This is a genomic window from Bradyrhizobium sp. 215_C5_N1_1, assembly GCF_052075935.1.
Classification (GTDB): domain Bacteria; phylum Pseudomonadota; class Alphaproteobacteria; order Rhizobiales; family Xanthobacteraceae; genus Bradyrhizobium; species Bradyrhizobium barranii.
Genome location: NZ_CP197228.1, coordinates 5,474,646 through 5,491,459 on the forward strand (window position 1 = coordinate 5,474,646; position 16,814 = coordinate 5,491,459).

Sequence of the window (16,814 nt, forward strand, 5' to 3'; positions counted from 1 at the left end):
TACTATCGTACAAAAGATCAGGTCTCGTCAACAAGAACCATGGGCGGCGTCCGGACGGGAACACCGAGGCAGGATGCGAAAGCCCGCAAGGAGTGCTGGAAAATGCTGGGTTTGAACAAGACAATCGGCGGTTTGATGCTGGGTGCCGGCCTGCTGCTGGGCGGCACCGCGCAGGCCGCCGACAATTACCCGAGCAAGCCGGTCCATATCCTTGTGCCCTATGCGGCGGGCGGCGCCGTCGACGTGCTTGCGCGTACGCTCGGCCAGGCGCTGGCGAAGACCTGGGGCCAGCAGCCGGTGATCGACAACCGCCCCGGCGCCGGCGGCATCGTCGCCTCGCAGGCGCTGACGCAGGCCGCCCCCGACGGCTACACGCTGATCCTGGTCGCGAGCGGCCATCCGCTCAACCAGTTCATCTATCCGAGCGTGCCCTACGACACGTTCAGGGACTTCACCGCGATCACCGAGGTCGCCTCCTCGCCGCTTGCGATCGTCGTCGCCAAGGACAGCCCTTACAAGACGCTCGGCGATCTCCTCGCCGCCGCAAAGAAGGAACCCGACAAGCTCTCCTACGGCATGTCCGGCAACGGCACCTCCGCGCATCTCGCCGGCGAGCTGCTCAAATACATGTCCGGCAGCAAGATCGTCGCGATCCCCTACAAAGGCGGTGCACCGGCGCTGACCGCCGTGATCGCTGGCGAGATTCCGCTCAGCATCAATCCGCTGGCGGAAGCGATCGGCCAGCTCGAAGGCGGCCCGGTGCGCACGCTCGCGGTGACCTCGGCCGAACGCTCCAAGGCGCTGCCGAATGTGCCGACTATCGCGGAATCAGGCGTCCCCGGCTACGACGTCTCGGTCTGGTGGGGCGTTCTTGGACCTGCCAAGATGCCGCCGGAGATCGTGGCGAAGCTCGAGACCGATCTGAAGGCGGCGCTGCAGGACGCGAACGTGCTGTCGACGCTGGGCAAGATCGGCGCGGCGCCGGTCGGCTCCTCCGCCAAGGACTTTGACGCCTACATGCACGCCGAGGCGACCAAATGGGAGCCGGTGCTGAAGGCCGCCGACATCCGCGCGCAGTGAGGCTCGCCACATGAGGACCTCTTCCCGGCGATTTGCGCGCACCGCCCTGCTCGCATTTGCAATGACCGGCCTGCTCGGCGCGCCCGCGCGCGCCGATGGCGAAGCCAGGCTGCTGGCGCCGAGCGGCACGTTGCGTGTCGGCATCTATCCGGGCAGCCCGACCTCGATGGTGACGGATGCAGCCGGCAAGCCGCATGGCCTCGCCTACGATCTCGGCGGCGAGCTGGCCAAACGGCTCGGCGTTGCCGTCGACTATGTCAGGTTTCAGCGCGTCGCCGACATCGTCACCGCGATCCGTGACGGCCAGGTCGACTTCACCGTGACCAACGCCACGCCGGCCCGCGCCAACGAGGTCAGCTTCAGCCAGCCCGTGCTGGCAATCGAGCTCGGCTATCTCGTCCCGGCGAACTCGCCGATCGGCAGGATCGAGGACATCGACAGACCGGGTGTGAAGATCGGCGTCACCAAGGGCTCGACCTCGGAACGGACATTGCCGGCGAAGTTCAGGAGCGCGACCATCGTTCCCGCCGAAAGCGTCAAGGTCGCCATCGCGATGTTCGGCCGCGGCGAGATCGACCTCTACGCCACCAACAAACCGACGCTGTTCGAGATGTCCGACCAGATGCCGGGCGCGAAAATCCTCGACGGCAATTGGGGCGCCGAGCATATGGCCATCGCGATCCCCAAGGGGCGCGAGGACGCCCTTCCCCTGCTCAACCGCTTCGTGACGGACGAGCAGTCGTCCGGCGCGCTGGACACGATCCAGCAGCAGGCTGGCCTGCGCGGCGCGTCCAAGGCGACGCGCGAGTAGCTCGCGGACTGGGGTGAGGTGTCCTCCCGCCCTGCCCAATACAGTATTCCCTCAATGCAACCGTCCCCGGATTGCGCTAATTTGCGTCGATCATGACTCGCCGAACCGGCAGCGCCGATCTTCCCCTTCACACCGGCCGGGTTCCACCCTGGCTCGCCACCCGCATGTCGTCGCTGGGCGCGATCGTCACGCAGGCGATCGTACTTCACTACGGCCGCGACGCCTTCCTCCAGCGGCTCTCGCATCCGTTCTGGTTCCAGTCGTTCGGCGCCGTGATGGGAATGGACTGGCACTCCTCCGGCATAACCACCTCCGTGATCGGCGCCCTGAAGCGCGGGCTCGGACCGCTCCAGGATGAGCTCGGCATCTATGTCTGCGGCGGCCGCGGCCAGCATTCGCGCAAGACGCCTGACGAGCTGTTGCAGCTGGGCGATCGCGTCGGCTTCGACGGCGCAAAACTCACGCGCGCCAGCCGCCTGGTGGCAAAAGTCGACAGCGCGGCTGTGCAGGATGGTTTTGATCTCTATCTCCACGGCTTCTTCGTCACCGCCGACGGCAAGTGGACCGTGGTGCAGCAGGGCATGAATGGCGACAAGCGCCAGGCCCGCCGCTATCACTGGCATTCCGAGGCGCTGAAGAGTTTTGTCGACACGCCGCACAGCGCGATCGACGGCCCGCAGCAGGGCGAGATCGTCAATCTCACCGATCACCGCGCCGATGTCTCGCGCGCCGCGCAGCTCGAACTGTTGAGCGGCCTCGGCCCCGATCGCATCCTCACTGAATTCGAGCGGCTCACCGGCACTGCGCCCGAGCCGGCGCAGGCGATGCTGCCGCATCTGATCATGCCCGCGCATCATGATGTCAGGCCCAAGGACGTGTTCGCACGCCGCCTGCACGGCACGCTGGCCGCCGCGGCCGAACGCGGCCCGGTCGATTTTCCGGAATTGCTGCTGACGCCCGGCGTCGGCGCGCGCACCGTGCGCTCGCTGGCGATGGTCGCCGAGGTCGTGCATGGCGCGCCTTATCGCTTCAACGATCCCGCGCGCTTCTCGCTCGCCCATGGCGGCAAGGACCGGCATCCCTACCCCGTCCCGATCAAGGTCTATGACGAGACCATCCGCGTGCTGAAGGGCGCGATCCAGAACGCCAAGCTCGGACGCGAAGAGGAGATGCAGGCGATCAGGCGGCTCGACGACCAGGCGCGGCGGCTGGAGCGGACTGCCAGCGGTCCGTCGGTCGAGGCCTACATCGCCGGAGAGCGTGAAGCCTCGCCCGATCTCGACGGCCGATCCGTGTTCGGCTGGGAGCGCGATGTCGTGGCGTCACGGAAATCGACGGGCTGACTGTCCACCGCGACGACCGGCAACTCCGCGATGGCACGCATGCCCGGCCGCTTGCGCCAGTGAATCTGCGCGGGATCGACGGCGAGACCGAGCTTCGGCCATCGCGCAAACAGCGCCTCCAGCGCACAGGCCGCCTCGATCCGTGCGAGCTGATGGCCGAGACAGAAGTGAATTCCCGTTCCGAACGAGATGTGGCGGTTCGGCTTGCGCGCGAGGTCGGGCCGCTCGGGCTGGTCATGCACCGCCGGATCCATGTTCGCCGCGGCGAGCATGACCATGACGCGATCGCCCTTTTTCAGCGGCACGCCCGCAAGCTCGATATCCCGCCGCACATAGCGCGGCTTGGAAAACTGCACCGGTGACACGAAGCGCAAAAACTCCTCGACAGCGAGCCCGACGCGGCTCCGGTCTTGCTCCAGCCAATCGCGCAAGCCCGGATTTCTGAGGAGCTCGTAGACCGAGCCGCTGATCAGATGCGTCGTGGTCTCCGATCCTGCCGCAAGCAGCAGGAACACCATCGACACCATTTCGTCCGGCGTGATCTGGCCGCCCTCACGCTCGACCTGAACCAGCTCGGCAATCAGGCCCTCGCCGCCCTGCACGCGCGCGACCTGCAACTGCCGTTCGAGATAGGCGCGCATCTTGCGAAACGCGAGCAGCAGGCGGAAGAAGCTGACGACATTCGTCAGCGACGACATCTTGTTGGCCCAGGCGATGAATCGCGGACGATCGGCCGCAGGCAGGCCCAGCAATTCGCAGATCACCGACACCGGCAGGATGCGGGCGTAACGCTGGACGAGGTCGGCGGGGCCGCCATCGGCAAACAGGTCGTTCGCCAGGCCGTCGGCGATGGCGCGAATGCGTGGCTCCATCGCCACGATCGCGCGGCGGCGAAAAGCCTCGTCCACGATGCCGCGCAGCCTCGTGTGATCAGGCTCGTCCATCGTCAGCATGTTGTTGGCGATGGTGGTGACCAGTTTTGGCATCCACCAGCGCAGGCCAGCGACTTTGCCGTCCCCCTTGCGCAGCGTGAAGGTGGTGCCGTCCTTCAGGACCTGCGCCGTGGCGTCATGGGTCGTGGTGACCCAGACATCGCCGACCAGAGGAAATCGCGTCGCGATCACGGGGCCGGACGCGCGCAGCGCCGCGATCGCCTTGGGCGGATCGCGGAAAAAGGCCTCGCTGGTGAAATCGAGGCGCGGTGTCATGGGATCACCGTATTGGTTGGTGGCGCCTCAACCAGATGGTGTGTACGCGGCGACGCGCAAGGGCCGGAACCGCGCGAGAAGAAGCGAGCCTATCCGCGCCCCGGCGAGCGTTGGCCGGTCTTGCGCTGCTGATTGGTGTAGGCGTCCCAATGGCTCCAGCTACCGTTGGCGAGGCTTTGCAGATCGGTGCCGAGGGGGCGGCGCGTGCGCTTGTCGTGATCGGCGATGACGCGCTCGGATAGCGAGATCTTGCGCTTGAGTTCCGCAATCGTCTTCTGGGTCTCCCCATTCCGTTTCGAAGACGCGATCTCGCCCATCGTGAAGCGCGCGGTCTCCAGCGCCTTCAACTCGGCGCGGTTCTTCTTCAACTGGACCCGGTGCCAGGCGATGTTGCTGTCGCTGTCCGCAACCATGTGGGAACTCCGCTGATTCGCTCCCACAGTGTATCGCGCACGGAATCGGCGCCGCAACGCCCGCCGAACGGCGAAAATACGGTCTTATTGCGCGAAAAATCCGCGATCAGCGCTCGGCAAAGGCCTTTTCGACCACGAATTGGGCCGGCTCGCCGTGATTGCCCTCAATGAGGCCACGCTCGCCCAGCAGCACGCGGGTATCAGCGACCAATGCCGGGCTGCCGCAGATCATGACCCGGTCATGGGCGGCTTCCAGCGGCGGCAGGCCGATATCGGCGAACAGCTTGCCGGACGTGATGAGGTCGGTGATGCGGCCGCGGTTGCGGAAGGGATCGCGGGTCACGGTCGGATAATAGATCAGCTGATCGCGGATGTACTCGCCGATCAGTTCGTCCTTTGGCAGCGTCTCGGTGATCATCTCGCCATAGGCGAGCTCCTTCACATGCCGGCAGCCGTGCAGCAGCACGACCTTCTCGAACCGCTCATAGGTCTCGGGGTCCTTGATCACGCTCAGGAACGGCGCGAGGCCCGTGCCGGTGCCGATGAGGTAGAGGTTGCGGCCCTCTTCGAGATTGTCGATCACCAGCGTGCCGGTGGCCTTGCGGCTGACGATGATCTCGTCGCCTTCCTTCAGATGCTGGAGGCGCGAGGTCAGCGGACCGTCCGGCACCTTGATCGAGAAGAACTCCAGCGTGTCCTCGTAATTGGCGCTGGCGACGCTGTAGGCCCGCAACAGCGGCTTCTCGCCGACCTTGAGCCCGATCATGGTGAATTCGCCGTTGCGGAAACGGAAGGTCGGGCTGCGGGTGGTCTTGAAAGAGAACAGCGTGTCGGTCCAGTGGTGGACGCTCAAAACGCTTTCCTGATTGAAATTGCTCATCTCACCTTCCCTGTCGCTTCCAATGCGGTTCCGAGGCGGGCAGCTATGCGTCGTTTGTACACGATCATTCGTGTACTAATGAATAATCCTGCTTGCTCCCGGGGTCAAGGCTGCCCAAGATCGCGAGCGTTGCAGTTAGGAACAAGGAGCCCCTTCCATGGCGCATGACGCACCCCAGGCCACCGGACCCTCGAAGCTCGTGATCCGGAATATCGGCCTGATCCTGTCCGGCGCCCTGGAAAAGCCGATCCTGGACGGCGACACCATCATCGCCGAGAACGGCAAGATCACTGCGATCGGCCGCTTCAAGGACCTCAACACCGAAGGCGCGACCACCATCGTCGAGGCCAACGGCACCACGGTCGCGCCCGGCCTGATCGACAGCCACGTCCACCCTGTGGCGGGCGACTGGACGCCGCGCCAGAACCAGATCGGCTGGATCGACAGCAATTTGCATGGCGGCGTCACCACGATGATCTCCGCCGGCGAGGTTCACATGCCCGGCCGCCCGCGCGACGTCGTCGGGCTGAAGGCGATGGCGATCTTCGCGCAGCGCGCATTCTGGAATCTGCGCCCGGGCGGCGTGAAGGTTCACGCCGGCGCGCCGGTGATCGAATGCGAGATGGTCGAGGAGGATTTCAAGGAGTTGGCCGCCGCCGGCGTCAAGCTGCTCGGCGAGGTCGGCCTCGGCGGCGTCAAGGACGGCCCAACGGCGCGCAAGATGGTCGGCTGGGCCCGCAAATACGGTATCCAGAGCACGATCCACACCGGCGGCCCCTCGATCCCAGGCTCCGGCCTGATCGACAAGGACGTGGTGCTGGAGGCCGACACCGACGTGGTCGGCCACATCAATGGCGGCCACACCGCGCTTCCCGACGACCAGATCCGCTGCATCTGCGAGGGCTGCAAGCGCGGCCTCGAGATCGTTCACAACGGCAATGAGCGCTCGGCCCTGTTCACGCTGCGCATCGCGCGCGAAATGAACGATCTGCACAGGGTGATCCTCGGCACCGACGCGCCGGCCGGCTCCGGCGTGCAGCCGCTCGGCATTCTGCGCATGGTCTCGATGCTGTCCTCGCTCGGTGACCTCCCGGCCGAGATCGCGTTCTGCCTTGCGACCGGCAACACCGCGCGAATGCGTCAGCTCGATTGCGGCCTGATCGAGGTCGGCCGCTCCGCCGATTTCGTCATCATGGACAAGGCCCAGCACTCGCCCGGCAAGACCATCCTGGAGAGCGTCCAGCTCGGCGACCTCCCCGGCATCGGCATGACCATCATCGACGGCATCGTGCGCACCCAGCGCAGCCGTAACACGCCGCCGGCCGGCCGGGTGCCGGACGTGGTGGCGAAGTGACGCAGCCGGAGCAGCTCGCCGCTCGGCATCGCCCCTCGAAGGCATTGAACAAGTCTGCTGCCTGCCGCGTCTAACGCAGGCAGCCCTCGGCGGCGGCAGTTCATTGCTGGACCATCGAGGGAGACATGAAAAGTTCGCTGCGGATTGCCGCCGGCATCGCCGGTGCGGCGGCAGGCTTCATCGCCACGATCGGGCTGCTCGAGCTGACCGGCTTCGGCGATCGTGCAGACCCGATCACGACGGGGCTGGTCGCCCTGTTCGCCATCGCCCCCATCGGCGCAGTGATCGGCCTGGTGCTCGCCACCAAGCTGGCGACACCCAAGGACGACAATAGCGGCGGCCTCGCACGCAACAGCCTGAAGTCACTCGGCGTCGTCGTCCTGCTCTGCCTCGCCGCCGGTGTCACTTACGCCGTCTACGCGTATACGACCGCCACGCCCTGGCTCAATCCGAACGCCAGCAATCCACTGCTCGTGTTCGAGGTTCGCTTTCCGGCCGGCGTCGTGGTGCCGGCGTCACCGCAGGGCATCGCAATCGAATTGCAGACCGACCTCAACACCATGCCGGGTGAAGTGACCCCCTCCGCCTTCTATCGTGATGGCGACCAACCCGTCATCGCAGGCGAAGTCGAGCTTGCCTTTAGAACCTCGCACCGGCAGCTCGCCGTCAACATCCAGGGCCAGCCGAGCCGGATCTATCCGATCGACTTGACGGCCCGGGCGCCGCATACGCCGGAATTCGGCACGTGGCGGCGGCTCGCCGATGGCAGCGAAATCCGCTACCGCGCCAAATGGCCGGGGAAGACGTAAGGGATCAGCGCTTCTTTGCGATCTCACAGCGCACGTAGGTCTGGCGCTTGGCCTGGCCGACCGGGCCATTCTCGATCACCAGCCGGCCATCCGCCGCAACCGAAACCCGGGGATTGGAGCGAAACTTTTCGCCCTCGCCTTCGCAGGCAAGCCGCATCTTCCAGCTTTGCTTGCCGTCTGCGGTGATCTCGCTGGCGCGGCAGCGCGTCTCGTACCAATAGAGGCGGTTGCCGCCTTCGATGCTCATCCGGTTGGCGCTGTCCTGATCGCGGCAATCCTTTTTGGTCGACGCCCAGAAGCCCTCATAGGGCTGCGACGCCCAGGCAGGGGCGCATTCGCCCGCCAGCGCCGCACCAAGGCTCAAAACCATTGCAAACCGCGTCGCCGCTCTCATATCGGAAGACCTCGACAAACCCTTCATCGAGGTTAGTCGCCAGTCCCCGCAGCTTGTTCAACTGCCGTAGGGTGGGCAAAGCGTAAGCGTGCCCACCGTTCTTCGCCAAGCCACAGAGATGGTGGGCACGGCGCTTACACGCCTTTGCCCACCCTACGGCACCTTGCTCACCGCAGCTTGTTCAACAGCGCCATCAGCATCTCGCGCTCCCTGGCGTCGAGCGGCGCAAGCGTTTCCCTGGTGATCGCGAGCGCACTCGGCGCGACCTTCTCCGCAAGCTGCTGACCGGCGCGCGTCAGGCTGACCAGAAGCCGCCGTCCGTCCTCGGGATCCTGGCTGGTCTCGGTCAGGCCTCGTGCGGTCAGGCGATCGATCACGCCCTTGATGGTCGCGACATCCATCGCCGTCAGCCGCCCGAGCTGGTTCTGCGAGCATGGCCCGGTCTCGGCCAGCTTCGATAATGCCGCCCACTGCGTGGGCGTGAGATTGGTGCCGATGTCGCGCGAAAAGATCGAGCTGTGGCGCTGCCAGACCTGACGCAGGATGAAGCCGACCTGCTCGTCGAGCACGTAAGATGATTTTGCCGGTTTGACGCTTTTCTTCGCCGCAACGCTTCTCGCCATCCGCTCCCCGCCCCTCACAACGACAGATGCGCGTCGCGGACATCCGGACGCGCGTCGAGCTCGGCCATGGTGCCGCCGAAGCAGATGCGGCCACGCTCGATGATATAGGCGCGATCGGAGATCAGCCGCGCAAAGTGCAAATTCTGCTCGGACACGACGATGCTGACGCCTTCCTTCTTCATGGTCAGGATGGCATCGACCATCTGCTCCACGATCTTCGGCGACAGGCCTTCCGAGGGCTCGTCCAGCAGCACCAGCGACGGATTGCCCATCAGCGTGCGCGCGATGGTGAGCATCTGCTGCTCGCCACCGCTCATGCGGCCGCCCGGTCGGTTCTTCATCTCACCCAAATTTGGAAACAGCGCGAACAGCTTTTCGCGGGTCCAGTGCGGGGCGTTCGGACGCTTCGGCTGCCGGCCGACCTCGAGATTCTCCTCCACCGTCAAATCAGTGAAGATGCGCCGCTCCTCGGGCACGTAACCAAGCCCGTCGCGCACGATCTCATGCGTCGGGCGCGCCGAGACATCCTTGCCCTCGAACATGATGCGCCCCGAGCGCTGGGCAACGAGCCCGACGATCGAACGGAAGGTCGTCGACTTGCCGGCGCCGTTGCGGCCGAGCAACGCCACCACCTCGCCCTCGCCGACCTCGAAACCGATGTCGAACAGGATATGCGCCGGGCCGTAATGGCTGTTGAGGTCTTGCACCGTGAGCTTCATGCGGAGGCTCCATGCCCGGCATCGTAAAGCAGGCCCTCGCCGAGATAGACGGCCTGCACCTGCGGATTGCCGCGCACCTCGGCCGGCGAGCCTTCGGCGATCAGCGTGCCGCGGTTGAGTACGATAATGCGGTCGGCATGTTCGAACACCACGTCCATGTCGTGCTCGGTGAAGAGCACGCCGATCGATTTTTCCCGCGCGATCTGCGCGGTCAGCCGCATCAGGTCGACGCGCTCGCGCGGCGCCATGCCGGCGGTCGGCTCGTCCATCAGCAGCAGCTTGGGCTCGTTGGCAAGCGCCACCGCAAGCTCGAGCCGCTTGAGGTCGCCATAGGCGAGCTCGCCGCAAGGACGATCGGCGTAGCCGCCCATGCCGACGAGCTCGAGCAGCCGGCCCGCCTCTCCGCGGTCGAAATTCGGGGCCGAGCCGAAGAGATTGAACAGCTGCTTGCCGTGCGAGATCAGCGCGACCTGCACGTTCTCGCGCACGGTCATCGTCGCGAAGGTCGCGGTGATCTGGAAGGTGCGCCCGACACCGAGCCGCCAGATCTCGCGCGGCTTCTTGCCGGTGGTCTCCTCGCCGAGCAGACGGACATGGCCGGTATCAGGCTTGTTCTGGCCGTTGAGCATGTCGAAGCAGGTGCTCTTGCCGGCGCCGTTCGGACCGATCAGGGCCAAAATTTCGCCTGATCGCAGCGAGAACGAGACGCCGCGCACGGCGTGGATGCCGCCATAGGATTTGGACAGGCCTTCAACCGCGAGAAGTGGGGGTGCGACGCTCATTCGACGGACTCGATCGGCTTGGCAAGCAAGGGAGATCCCGGCGGCGATGTCTTCCTGCGCCGCTGCGCCAGCATCTCCAGCGTGCCGACGATGCCCTTGGGGAAGACGACGACGATCAGCACGATGAAGCCACCGAGCACAAGTTTTGACAGGTCGGTCTGGCTGACCAGCCAGATGTTGAGCGCCTTGTAGACGATAGCGCCGATCACCGCGCCCGACACCGTCTCGACGCCGCCGAGCAGCACCATGACGAGTGCGTCGACCGACAGCGAGATCCCGAGATTGTCGGGGAAGACGCTGCCCTTGAGGTAGGCAAACAGCGCGCCACCGATGCCGGCGGTCGTGCCTGCGATCACGAACGCCGTCCACTGGATGCGCTTGGCATTAATGCCGACCGCCTCGCTGCGCAGAGGCGAGTCGCGCGTGGCCCTGAGTGCGTAGCCGAACGGCGAGAATACCATGGCCCGAAGCGCGACCGTCACGAGTGCCGCAACGCCGAGCGCCAACCAATAGAAATGCCCCGGGCTCGCCGCCCAGCTTGACGGCCAGACGCCGAGTATGCCGTTGTCGCCGCCCGTTACACTCACCCACTGGAACGCGATCGACCAGACGATCTGCGCAAACGCAAGCGTCAGCATCGCGAAATAGACGCCGGAAAGCTGCACCGCGAAGAAACCGAACACGGCAGCGCCCATGCAGCCCAGCAGCGGCCCGAGCAGCAGGCACACGACCATCGGCAGCCCGGCCATCTTGGCGAGGAAGGCGACGCCGTAGGCGCCGAGACCAAAATAAGCGGCATGCCCGAAGGACGCGAGCCCACCGACCGACATCAGGAAATGCAGGCTGACGGCGAAGATCACGAAGATCGCAATCTCCGAACCGACTGTGAGAACATAATTGCCGGCGAACAGCGGCAACGTCGCCGCGATGACGAGCGCGGCGAGCGCCGCGAGCCGCTCGTTCGACGTCAGCGGCCGCCAGGGATTGACGGTGAGGCCCGGTGTCTTGCGCGCGGCCGCCTCGGGCTTGCCGAACAGGCCCCAAGGCCGGACGATCAGCACCACCGCCATCACCAGGAAGACCAGGATGATGGAGATCTTCGGGAAGATCAGGATGCCGAAGGCGTTGAGCTCGGAAACCAGCACCGCCGCAACGAAGGCGCCGACGATGCTGCCGAGGCCGCCGATCACGACCACGACGAAGACCTCGACGATGATACGCAGATCCATGGCGTGATGCACGGCATCGCGCGGGATCTGGAGCGCGCCGCCGAGTGCGGCGAGGAAGACGCCGACCGCAAACACGGATGTGAACAGCCATTTCTGGTTGACGCCGAGCGCTGCGACCATGTCGCGGTCCTGCGTCGCCGCGCGCACCAGCACGCCCCAGCGCGTGCGCTGGAACAGCAGCCAGAGAATGCCGAGTACGACCGGGCTGAGCACGATCAGGAACAAATCGTAGCTCGGGATGTTCTGGCCGAAGAAATCGATGGCGCCCTTGAAGCCCGGCGCGCGGCGGCCGACGAGATCGTCGGGGCCCCAGATCAGCACGACGAGATCCTCGACCATCAAGGTCAGGCCGAAGGTCGCAAGCAGCTGGAACAGCTCGGGGGCATGATAGATGCGGCGCAGCAGCACCATCTCGACGATGACGCCGATCAAGGCCACGGCAAACGCGGCGATGACGATCGCGCCCCAGAAGCCGAACGCTCCCGAAAGCCGCTCGGTGAGCGTGAAGGCGATGTAGGCGCCGATCATGTAGAAGGCGCCATGCGCGAAATTCACGATCCGCGTCACGCCGAAGATGATCGACAGGCCCGAGGCCACCAGAAACAGCGACGCTGCGCTGGCGAGACCGGTCAGAAACTGTACGACATAAAAGGCCATCGGCGGTCCGGGTTAAGAATAAGTCTCAGTATGGGGCTTCATCCTTCGAGACGGTGCTACGCGCCTCCTCAGGATGAGGTCCGGGACCCTCATGGTGAGGAGCGCGGCAACGCCGCGCGTCTCGAACCATGAGGCCCCGGTCTCTCTTCGCATCAATCCTTCGGACGCAGCTTATCGACTTCGGCGTCGCTCGGCAGATAGTCCGAGCCCTTCTTGTAAGAAGAATCCACCATCACGCCCTTGCCGTCCTTCAGCGCGGTCTTGCCGACATAGGCCCCGAGCGTCGACTGGTGATCGATCTTGCGGAAGGTGATCTCGCCGAACGGCGACGGCATCGACAGCCCCTCCGCCGCGGCGATCAGTTTCTCCGGATCGGTCGAGCCGGCCTTCGCAAGGATCGCAGCGGCCGCCTTGATGGTCTGGTAACCGACGATCGAGCCCAGGCGCGGATAATCGTTGTACTTGGCCTGGTAGGCCTTCAGGAACGCGTCATGCTCGGGCGTCTTGATCGAGTACCAGGGATAGCCGGTGACGATCCAGCCCTCCGGCGTCTCGTCCTTGAGCGGATCGAGATATTCGGGCTCGCCGGTCAGGAACGAGACGACCTCGCGCCCCTTGAACAGGCCGCGGGTGTTGCCTTCACGCACGAGCTTCACGAGGTCGGCGCCGAAGGTGACGTTGAGGATCGCTTCGGGATTGGCTGCGGCAACCGCCTGCACCACCGGACCCGCGTCGATCTTGCCCTGCGGCGGCCACTGCTCATCGACCCACTGGATATCAGGACGCTTCTCCGACATCAGCTTCTTGAACACCGCAACCGCCGACTGGCCATACTCATAGTTCGGCGCGATCGTCGCCCAGCGCTTGGCCGGCAGCTTGCTGGCTGCTTCCACCAGCATCGCCGCCTGCATGTAGTTGGAGGGGCGCAGACGGAAGGTGTACTTGTTGCCCTTGGACCAGGTGATGGCATCCGTCAGCGGCTCGGCCGCGAGGAAGAACACCTTCTTCTGGTTGGCGAAGTCGCTGACGGCGAGACCGATGTTCGACAGGAACGTACCCGTCAGCATCGCAACCCCCTCGCTGGAGACGAGCTCGTTGGCCGCGGTCTGCGCATCCGCCGGCTTGCCGCCGTCGTCCTTGGAGACGACGACGAGCTTCTTGCCGTTGATGCCGCCGGCCGCGTTGACCTGTTCGACTGCGAGCTGCCAGCCCTTGCGATAGGGCTCGGTGAACGCCGGCAACAGCGAGTAGCTGTTGATCTCGCCGATCTTGATCTCCTGCGCCACGGCCGAATGAACCATGCCGCCCGCCAGCAGCGCGAAGGCCGCGCCCACAAAAGTGTTTCTCGCTCGCATCCCAACCTCCAGTTTTGAACTCTCTACGTCTTCAGCGTGATCTTGTCGGAGAAGCCATGCCCGCCTCCCCGGTTCAAACTCTATTTCAAACCGTCTTCACCCTTCACTTCCGCAACCGTCAGCCCGCCGACGCGCGGCAAGGGACGGCCGCTATCGGTGACGGCGACCGCGACCATGATCTCGTTGGCGCGCGGGGCGTCGTTGATCTGCACCTCCATGCCGTCGAAATGGCTGCGCACGAAGGCGGCGTCCTTGTGACCAAGCGGAATGTCCAGCGTCGTGCCAGGGCCGCTGCGCTTCTTCGACGACGGGATCAGCGCCGCGCCTTTGCTCAGAACCTTGCGCACCGGAGCGCCCATCTTCGGATGCAGGATAGCCGCCGCATGCTCCAGCTCGCCGTTCTCACCGACCGCCGCGGCCTTGCCGTAGCTCTGCGCCTTCGCGCCATCGATGCCCAGCGCCGCCACCGCGCGCTTCGCCAGGAGATCGCCGAGCTCCTCGCCGATGGCGATCAGCGGCGACAGATCCTCGACATATTTGCCGGCAAAGGGGTTCTCGATCACGGCAATCGCCGCGGCGCGCCGCGTCGGCGGCGAGACCTGGCGACCCATTTCCATCTGCGTCTCTTCGACGACGGTGACGATCTTGCGGATGATCGCGCTCATGTTTCGCTTCCCTGTTCAGACATAGACCGCGTTCTCCAGCATGCGCGGGCGCGTTCGTTGCTCTTCCATATCCCTGGTTCCGATGACAAGCATATCACCACAAAGCTGCAACACGGCACCCTCGATCAATCCGCGATCGAACAATTGCCGTGCACATTCCGCGCCAGATTCCAGTGCGGCCGCGACCTCGTTCTGCGACAATTCACCGACATCGCGGGTGACGAGACGCGCGCCGAGATCGCTGTCGGGCTGAAGCTCGTTCGCAGGCTTTCTGATGATGCCGGGATGCCCGGGCAGATCGACGGCATTGGCGATGACCGTCGCGGCCGCATCGGCCTGCGATGCGGTGGCAGCCAGCACCGTGACCGCGTCGGCAATGCCGAGCGAAAAGCTGCGGCCGTGACGCCCGCTGGTCGCGATGCCGCGCACGGGATCACCTGAGTAGACCCTCATCTTGCGCAGCACGCCGTCACGATCAGGCCGATCCATCAAGCCGACCGAAAAATGCTCGCCCTCGCCGAGATGCAGCGCGATATCGCCGCCATTGTTGACATAGGCCTGATCGAGCGCCGCAGCGCCCAGCATGGCGCCAAGAATCTCCTCTGCCACGCTGCCGGCAACCGCGGCCATCGGCGTAATGAAGCAATCGGAAGCATAGGGTGCGACAGCAGCGTGCATCCGACGCGCCACCACGCCCTTCAGCGAAGTCTGCTTCTCAGCAGCCGTCCGCAGTTCCGGCAATTCCGCACAGAGTTCGTCGAGCAGTCCGGTGAATCGCCGCGCCGCTGCCTCATAGGCCGCACGCACTGCGTCCGCGCGCCCCCTCGCCTCCACGATCAGATCAATCGGTCCATCCTGCAAATGCAGCCGCCGGCCACCAGACAGCAATGCGATTTGCGGGAGCCTGGTCATGCCCGGCGTCCCGGAATCGGGTTCTGCCAGGGCAACTGGCGAACATCTTCGCCGTTCTGCACTTCGGAGAGCGGTTTGACGTAATCCATGTGCCCGCCGAGCGCGGCGTAGTCCGACAGCTTCATCGTGAACTCGATCGGTGCGACCAGCGCCGGCGTCGGCACATAACCGAATGCGCCCGAAGGCATCTGTGTCACGTCGACCATGTAGGTGATGCCGCCGCCCGGCCAGACATAAACAGGCGCGCCGCCGCTGGTGACGCGCGTCAAAGCGTCCTTGACTGAGCGCGTCAGCCGCACCGGATTGTCGGTGACGCCCGCACGCAGCGAGCCGCCGGCACCGGCCATGAACAGCACCGTGCACAGCGCCGGCTCGCAATTCTCCTGGATGCGCTCGACCGAGAACTTCAGGTCATCAGGCATCTCGGTCTCGACCGGCTTCAGGGCTTCGTCGAGCACATAATAAGACGAGTGCTCGCCGGTCGTGGAGACCATCAGCATGGAGAGACCAGGCTTGGCTTCCTTGGCGTCGAACGGCCCGAGAATCGCCAGCGGATCGGAAATGTTGGTGCCGCCCCACCCCGTGCCGGGATCGGCGACCTGGAAATAGCGACCGGGCGTCGAGCGCCGGCCCTTCATCTTGATGCCGGTGTCGGCGATGTCGAGCAGCTTGCCGGCCTGGTGCTCCGAGAGCACGCCGGTGATGTGGTCGTCGACGACGACGACCTCGTCGACCTTGCCGTGCCATTGCTTGGCGAACATGCCGATCGTCGCCGAGCCGCAGCCGACACGCATGCGCTCCTCTTTCATGCCGTTGACGATCGGCGGCTGGCCGGCCTGCACCACCACGCTGGCGCCGCCGTCGATGGTCAGCTCGACCGCCTTGCAATTGGCGAGATCCATCAGCGTGTCACAGGTGACGCGGCCCTCTTTCTTGGAGCCGCCGGTGAGATGATGCACGCCGCCGAGCGACAGCATCTGCGAACCGTATTCGCTTGTCGTGACGTGGCCGACCGCCTCGCCCTGCGCGCGAACGGTCGCGGTTTCCGGGCCGAGATAGCGGTCGGTGTCGATCTTCACCTTGATGCCGCAATAGGAGAAGATGCCCTCGGTGACGACAGTCACCATATCGACGCCATCGATCTCGGACGAGACGATGAACGGCGCCGGCTTGTAGTCGGGATAGGTCGTGCCCGCGCCGATCGCCGTCACAAAGGTTGAGGGCTCGTGGACGATCTTGCCGTCCCAATCTTCGGTGCGGCTGAACGGAACGAGCTTGCCGCCATGCGAGACGGTGCGTTCCAGGATCACGTGCGGGTCGACGCGGACCAGCTTGCCGTCGTGGTTGGCATAGCGGTCGCAGGCGCCCGCCGCGCCCGGCTTGATGTAGCACATCACCGGACAGGCATCGCAACGGATCTTGTCGATGGCGGCGCTCGTCGTTTCAGTCACCATGTGCAAAGCCAGCCGACTGCGGTTATCATTCGTATACGAACGATGTTGCGCGCCCTCCCTAAGGCTGTCAAGCGGCGGTGCGGCGCAAAAGATGCGGCTGCCGCATAAAACCCCATTTGCCTATCC

At 65.0% G+C, this 16,814-nt stretch carries 17 protein-coding genes; 5 read left to right on the forward strand and 12 right to left on the reverse strand.

Annotated features, from left to right (window positions below):
- Nucleotides 1-102: 102 nt before the first annotated feature.
- The 3 genes from AB7G19_RS26595 to AB7G19_RS26605 all read left to right on the forward strand — a co-directional run bounded on the left by AB7G19_RS26595 (nt 103) and on the right by AB7G19_RS26605 (nt 3,234).
- On the forward strand, nt 103-1,080 hold the full coding sequence (locus AB7G19_RS26595) for a tripartite tricarboxylate transporter substrate binding protein (RefSeq protein ID WP_441268329.1): 978 nt from the start codon (nt 103-105) through the stop codon (nt 1,078-1,080).
- A gap of 10 nt (nt 1,081-1,090) precedes the next feature.
- Nucleotides 1,091-1,891: an ABC transporter substrate-binding protein gene (locus tag AB7G19_RS26600; protein ID WP_441268330.1), complete on the forward strand. Its 801-nt coding sequence runs from the start codon at nt 1,091-1,093 to the stop codon at nt 1,889-1,891.
- Nucleotides 1,892-1,983: 92 nt separating this feature from the next.
- The gene (locus AB7G19_RS26605) at nt 1,984-3,234 is read left to right on the forward strand and encodes a DUF763 domain-containing protein (protein WP_441268331.1); all 1,251 of its coding nucleotides are present in this window, start codon (nt 1,984-1,986) and stop codon (nt 3,232-3,234) included.
- On the opposite strand, the gene AB7G19_RS26610 is transcribed toward AB7G19_RS26605, so the two are convergent.
- From AB7G19_RS26610 to AB7G19_RS26620, 3 genes are all read right to left on the reverse strand, one after another.
- Nucleotides 3,135-4,442, reverse strand: coding sequence for a cytochrome P450 family protein (locus AB7G19_RS26610; RefSeq protein WP_441268332.1), 1,308 nt, complete (start codon nt 4,440-4,442; stop codon nt 3,135-3,137). The genes AB7G19_RS26605 and AB7G19_RS26610 overlap by 100 nt on opposite strands.
- Before the next feature lie 89 nt (nt 4,443-4,531).
- The gene (locus AB7G19_RS26615) at nt 4,532-4,855 is read right to left on the reverse strand and encodes a hypothetical protein (protein WP_166352348.1); all 324 of its coding nucleotides are present in this window, start codon (nt 4,853-4,855) and stop codon (nt 4,532-4,534) included.
- Between the two features lie 106 nt (nt 4,856-4,961).
- On the reverse strand, nt 4,962-5,735 hold the full coding sequence (locus AB7G19_RS26620; protein ID WP_063983946.1) for a ferredoxin--NADP reductase: 774 nt from the start codon (nt 5,733-5,735) through the stop codon (nt 4,962-4,964).
- A gap of 157 nt (nt 5,736-5,892) precedes the next feature.
- On the opposite strand from AB7G19_RS26620, the gene AB7G19_RS26625 reads away from it, so the two are divergent.
- Nucleotides 5,893-7,089, forward strand: coding sequence for an amidohydrolase family protein (locus AB7G19_RS26625; RefSeq protein ID WP_441268333.1), 1,197 nt, complete (start codon nt 5,893-5,895; stop codon nt 7,087-7,089).
- A gap of 125 nt (nt 7,090-7,214) precedes the next feature.
- Complete coding sequence (locus AB7G19_RS26630; RefSeq protein ID WP_441268334.1) at nt 7,215-7,898, forward strand: hypothetical protein; 684 nt, start codon at nt 7,215-7,217, stop codon at nt 7,896-7,898.
- Between the two features lie 4 nt (nt 7,899-7,902).
- Here the strand turns inward: AB7G19_RS26630 and AB7G19_RS26635 are convergent, their stop codons facing one another.
- The 9 genes from AB7G19_RS26635 to AB7G19_RS26675 form a co-directional block, all read right to left on the reverse strand.
- Nucleotides 7,903-8,292, reverse strand: coding sequence for a hypothetical protein (locus AB7G19_RS26635; RefSeq protein ID WP_441268335.1), 390 nt, complete (start codon nt 8,290-8,292; stop codon nt 7,903-7,905).
- 167 nt (nt 8,293-8,459) lie between these two features.
- Entirely contained in the window at nt 8,460-8,915 is a 456-nt protein-coding gene (locus AB7G19_RS26640; protein WP_063983949.1) for a MarR family winged helix-turn-helix transcriptional regulator, read from the reverse strand.
- A gap of 14 nt (nt 8,916-8,929) precedes the next feature.
- A complete protein-coding gene (locus AB7G19_RS26645) occupies nt 8,930-9,634 on the reverse strand; it encodes an ABC transporter ATP-binding protein (protein ID WP_085404805.1) in 705 nt (234 codons plus the stop codon).
- Complete coding sequence (locus AB7G19_RS26650; RefSeq protein ID WP_063983951.1) at nt 9,631-10,416, reverse strand: ABC transporter ATP-binding protein; 786 nt, start codon at nt 10,414-10,416, stop codon at nt 9,631-9,633. Before AB7G19_RS26650 ends, AB7G19_RS26645 begins: the two co-directional genes overlap by 4 nt.
- Complete coding sequence (locus tag AB7G19_RS26655) at nt 10,413-12,302, reverse strand: ABC transporter permease (RefSeq protein WP_441268336.1); 1,890 nt, start codon at nt 12,300-12,302, stop codon at nt 10,413-10,415. Before AB7G19_RS26655 ends, AB7G19_RS26650 begins: the two co-directional genes overlap by 4 nt.
- Nucleotides 12,303-12,454: 152 nt before the next feature.
- Entirely contained in the window at nt 12,455-13,657 is a 1,203-nt protein-coding gene (locus tag AB7G19_RS26660) for an ABC transporter substrate-binding protein (RefSeq protein WP_166094556.1), read from the reverse strand.
- 80 nt (nt 13,658-13,737) lie between these two features.
- A complete protein-coding gene (locus AB7G19_RS26665; protein WP_085404807.1) occupies nt 13,738-14,322 on the reverse strand; it encodes an amino acid synthesis family protein in 585 nt (194 codons plus the stop codon).
- Between the two features lie 15 nt (nt 14,323-14,337).
- The gene (locus AB7G19_RS26670; protein WP_441268337.1) at nt 14,338-15,234 is read right to left on the reverse strand and encodes a UPF0280 family protein; all 897 of its coding nucleotides are present in this window, start codon (nt 15,232-15,234) and stop codon (nt 14,338-14,340) included.
- On the reverse strand, nt 15,231-16,688 hold the full coding sequence (locus AB7G19_RS26675) for a 6-hydroxynicotinate reductase (protein WP_175618064.1): 1,458 nt from the start codon (nt 16,686-16,688) through the stop codon (nt 15,231-15,233). The genes AB7G19_RS26670 and AB7G19_RS26675 overlap by 4 nt, the downstream gene beginning before the upstream one ends.
- Nucleotides 16,689-16,814 lie beyond the last annotated feature (126 nt).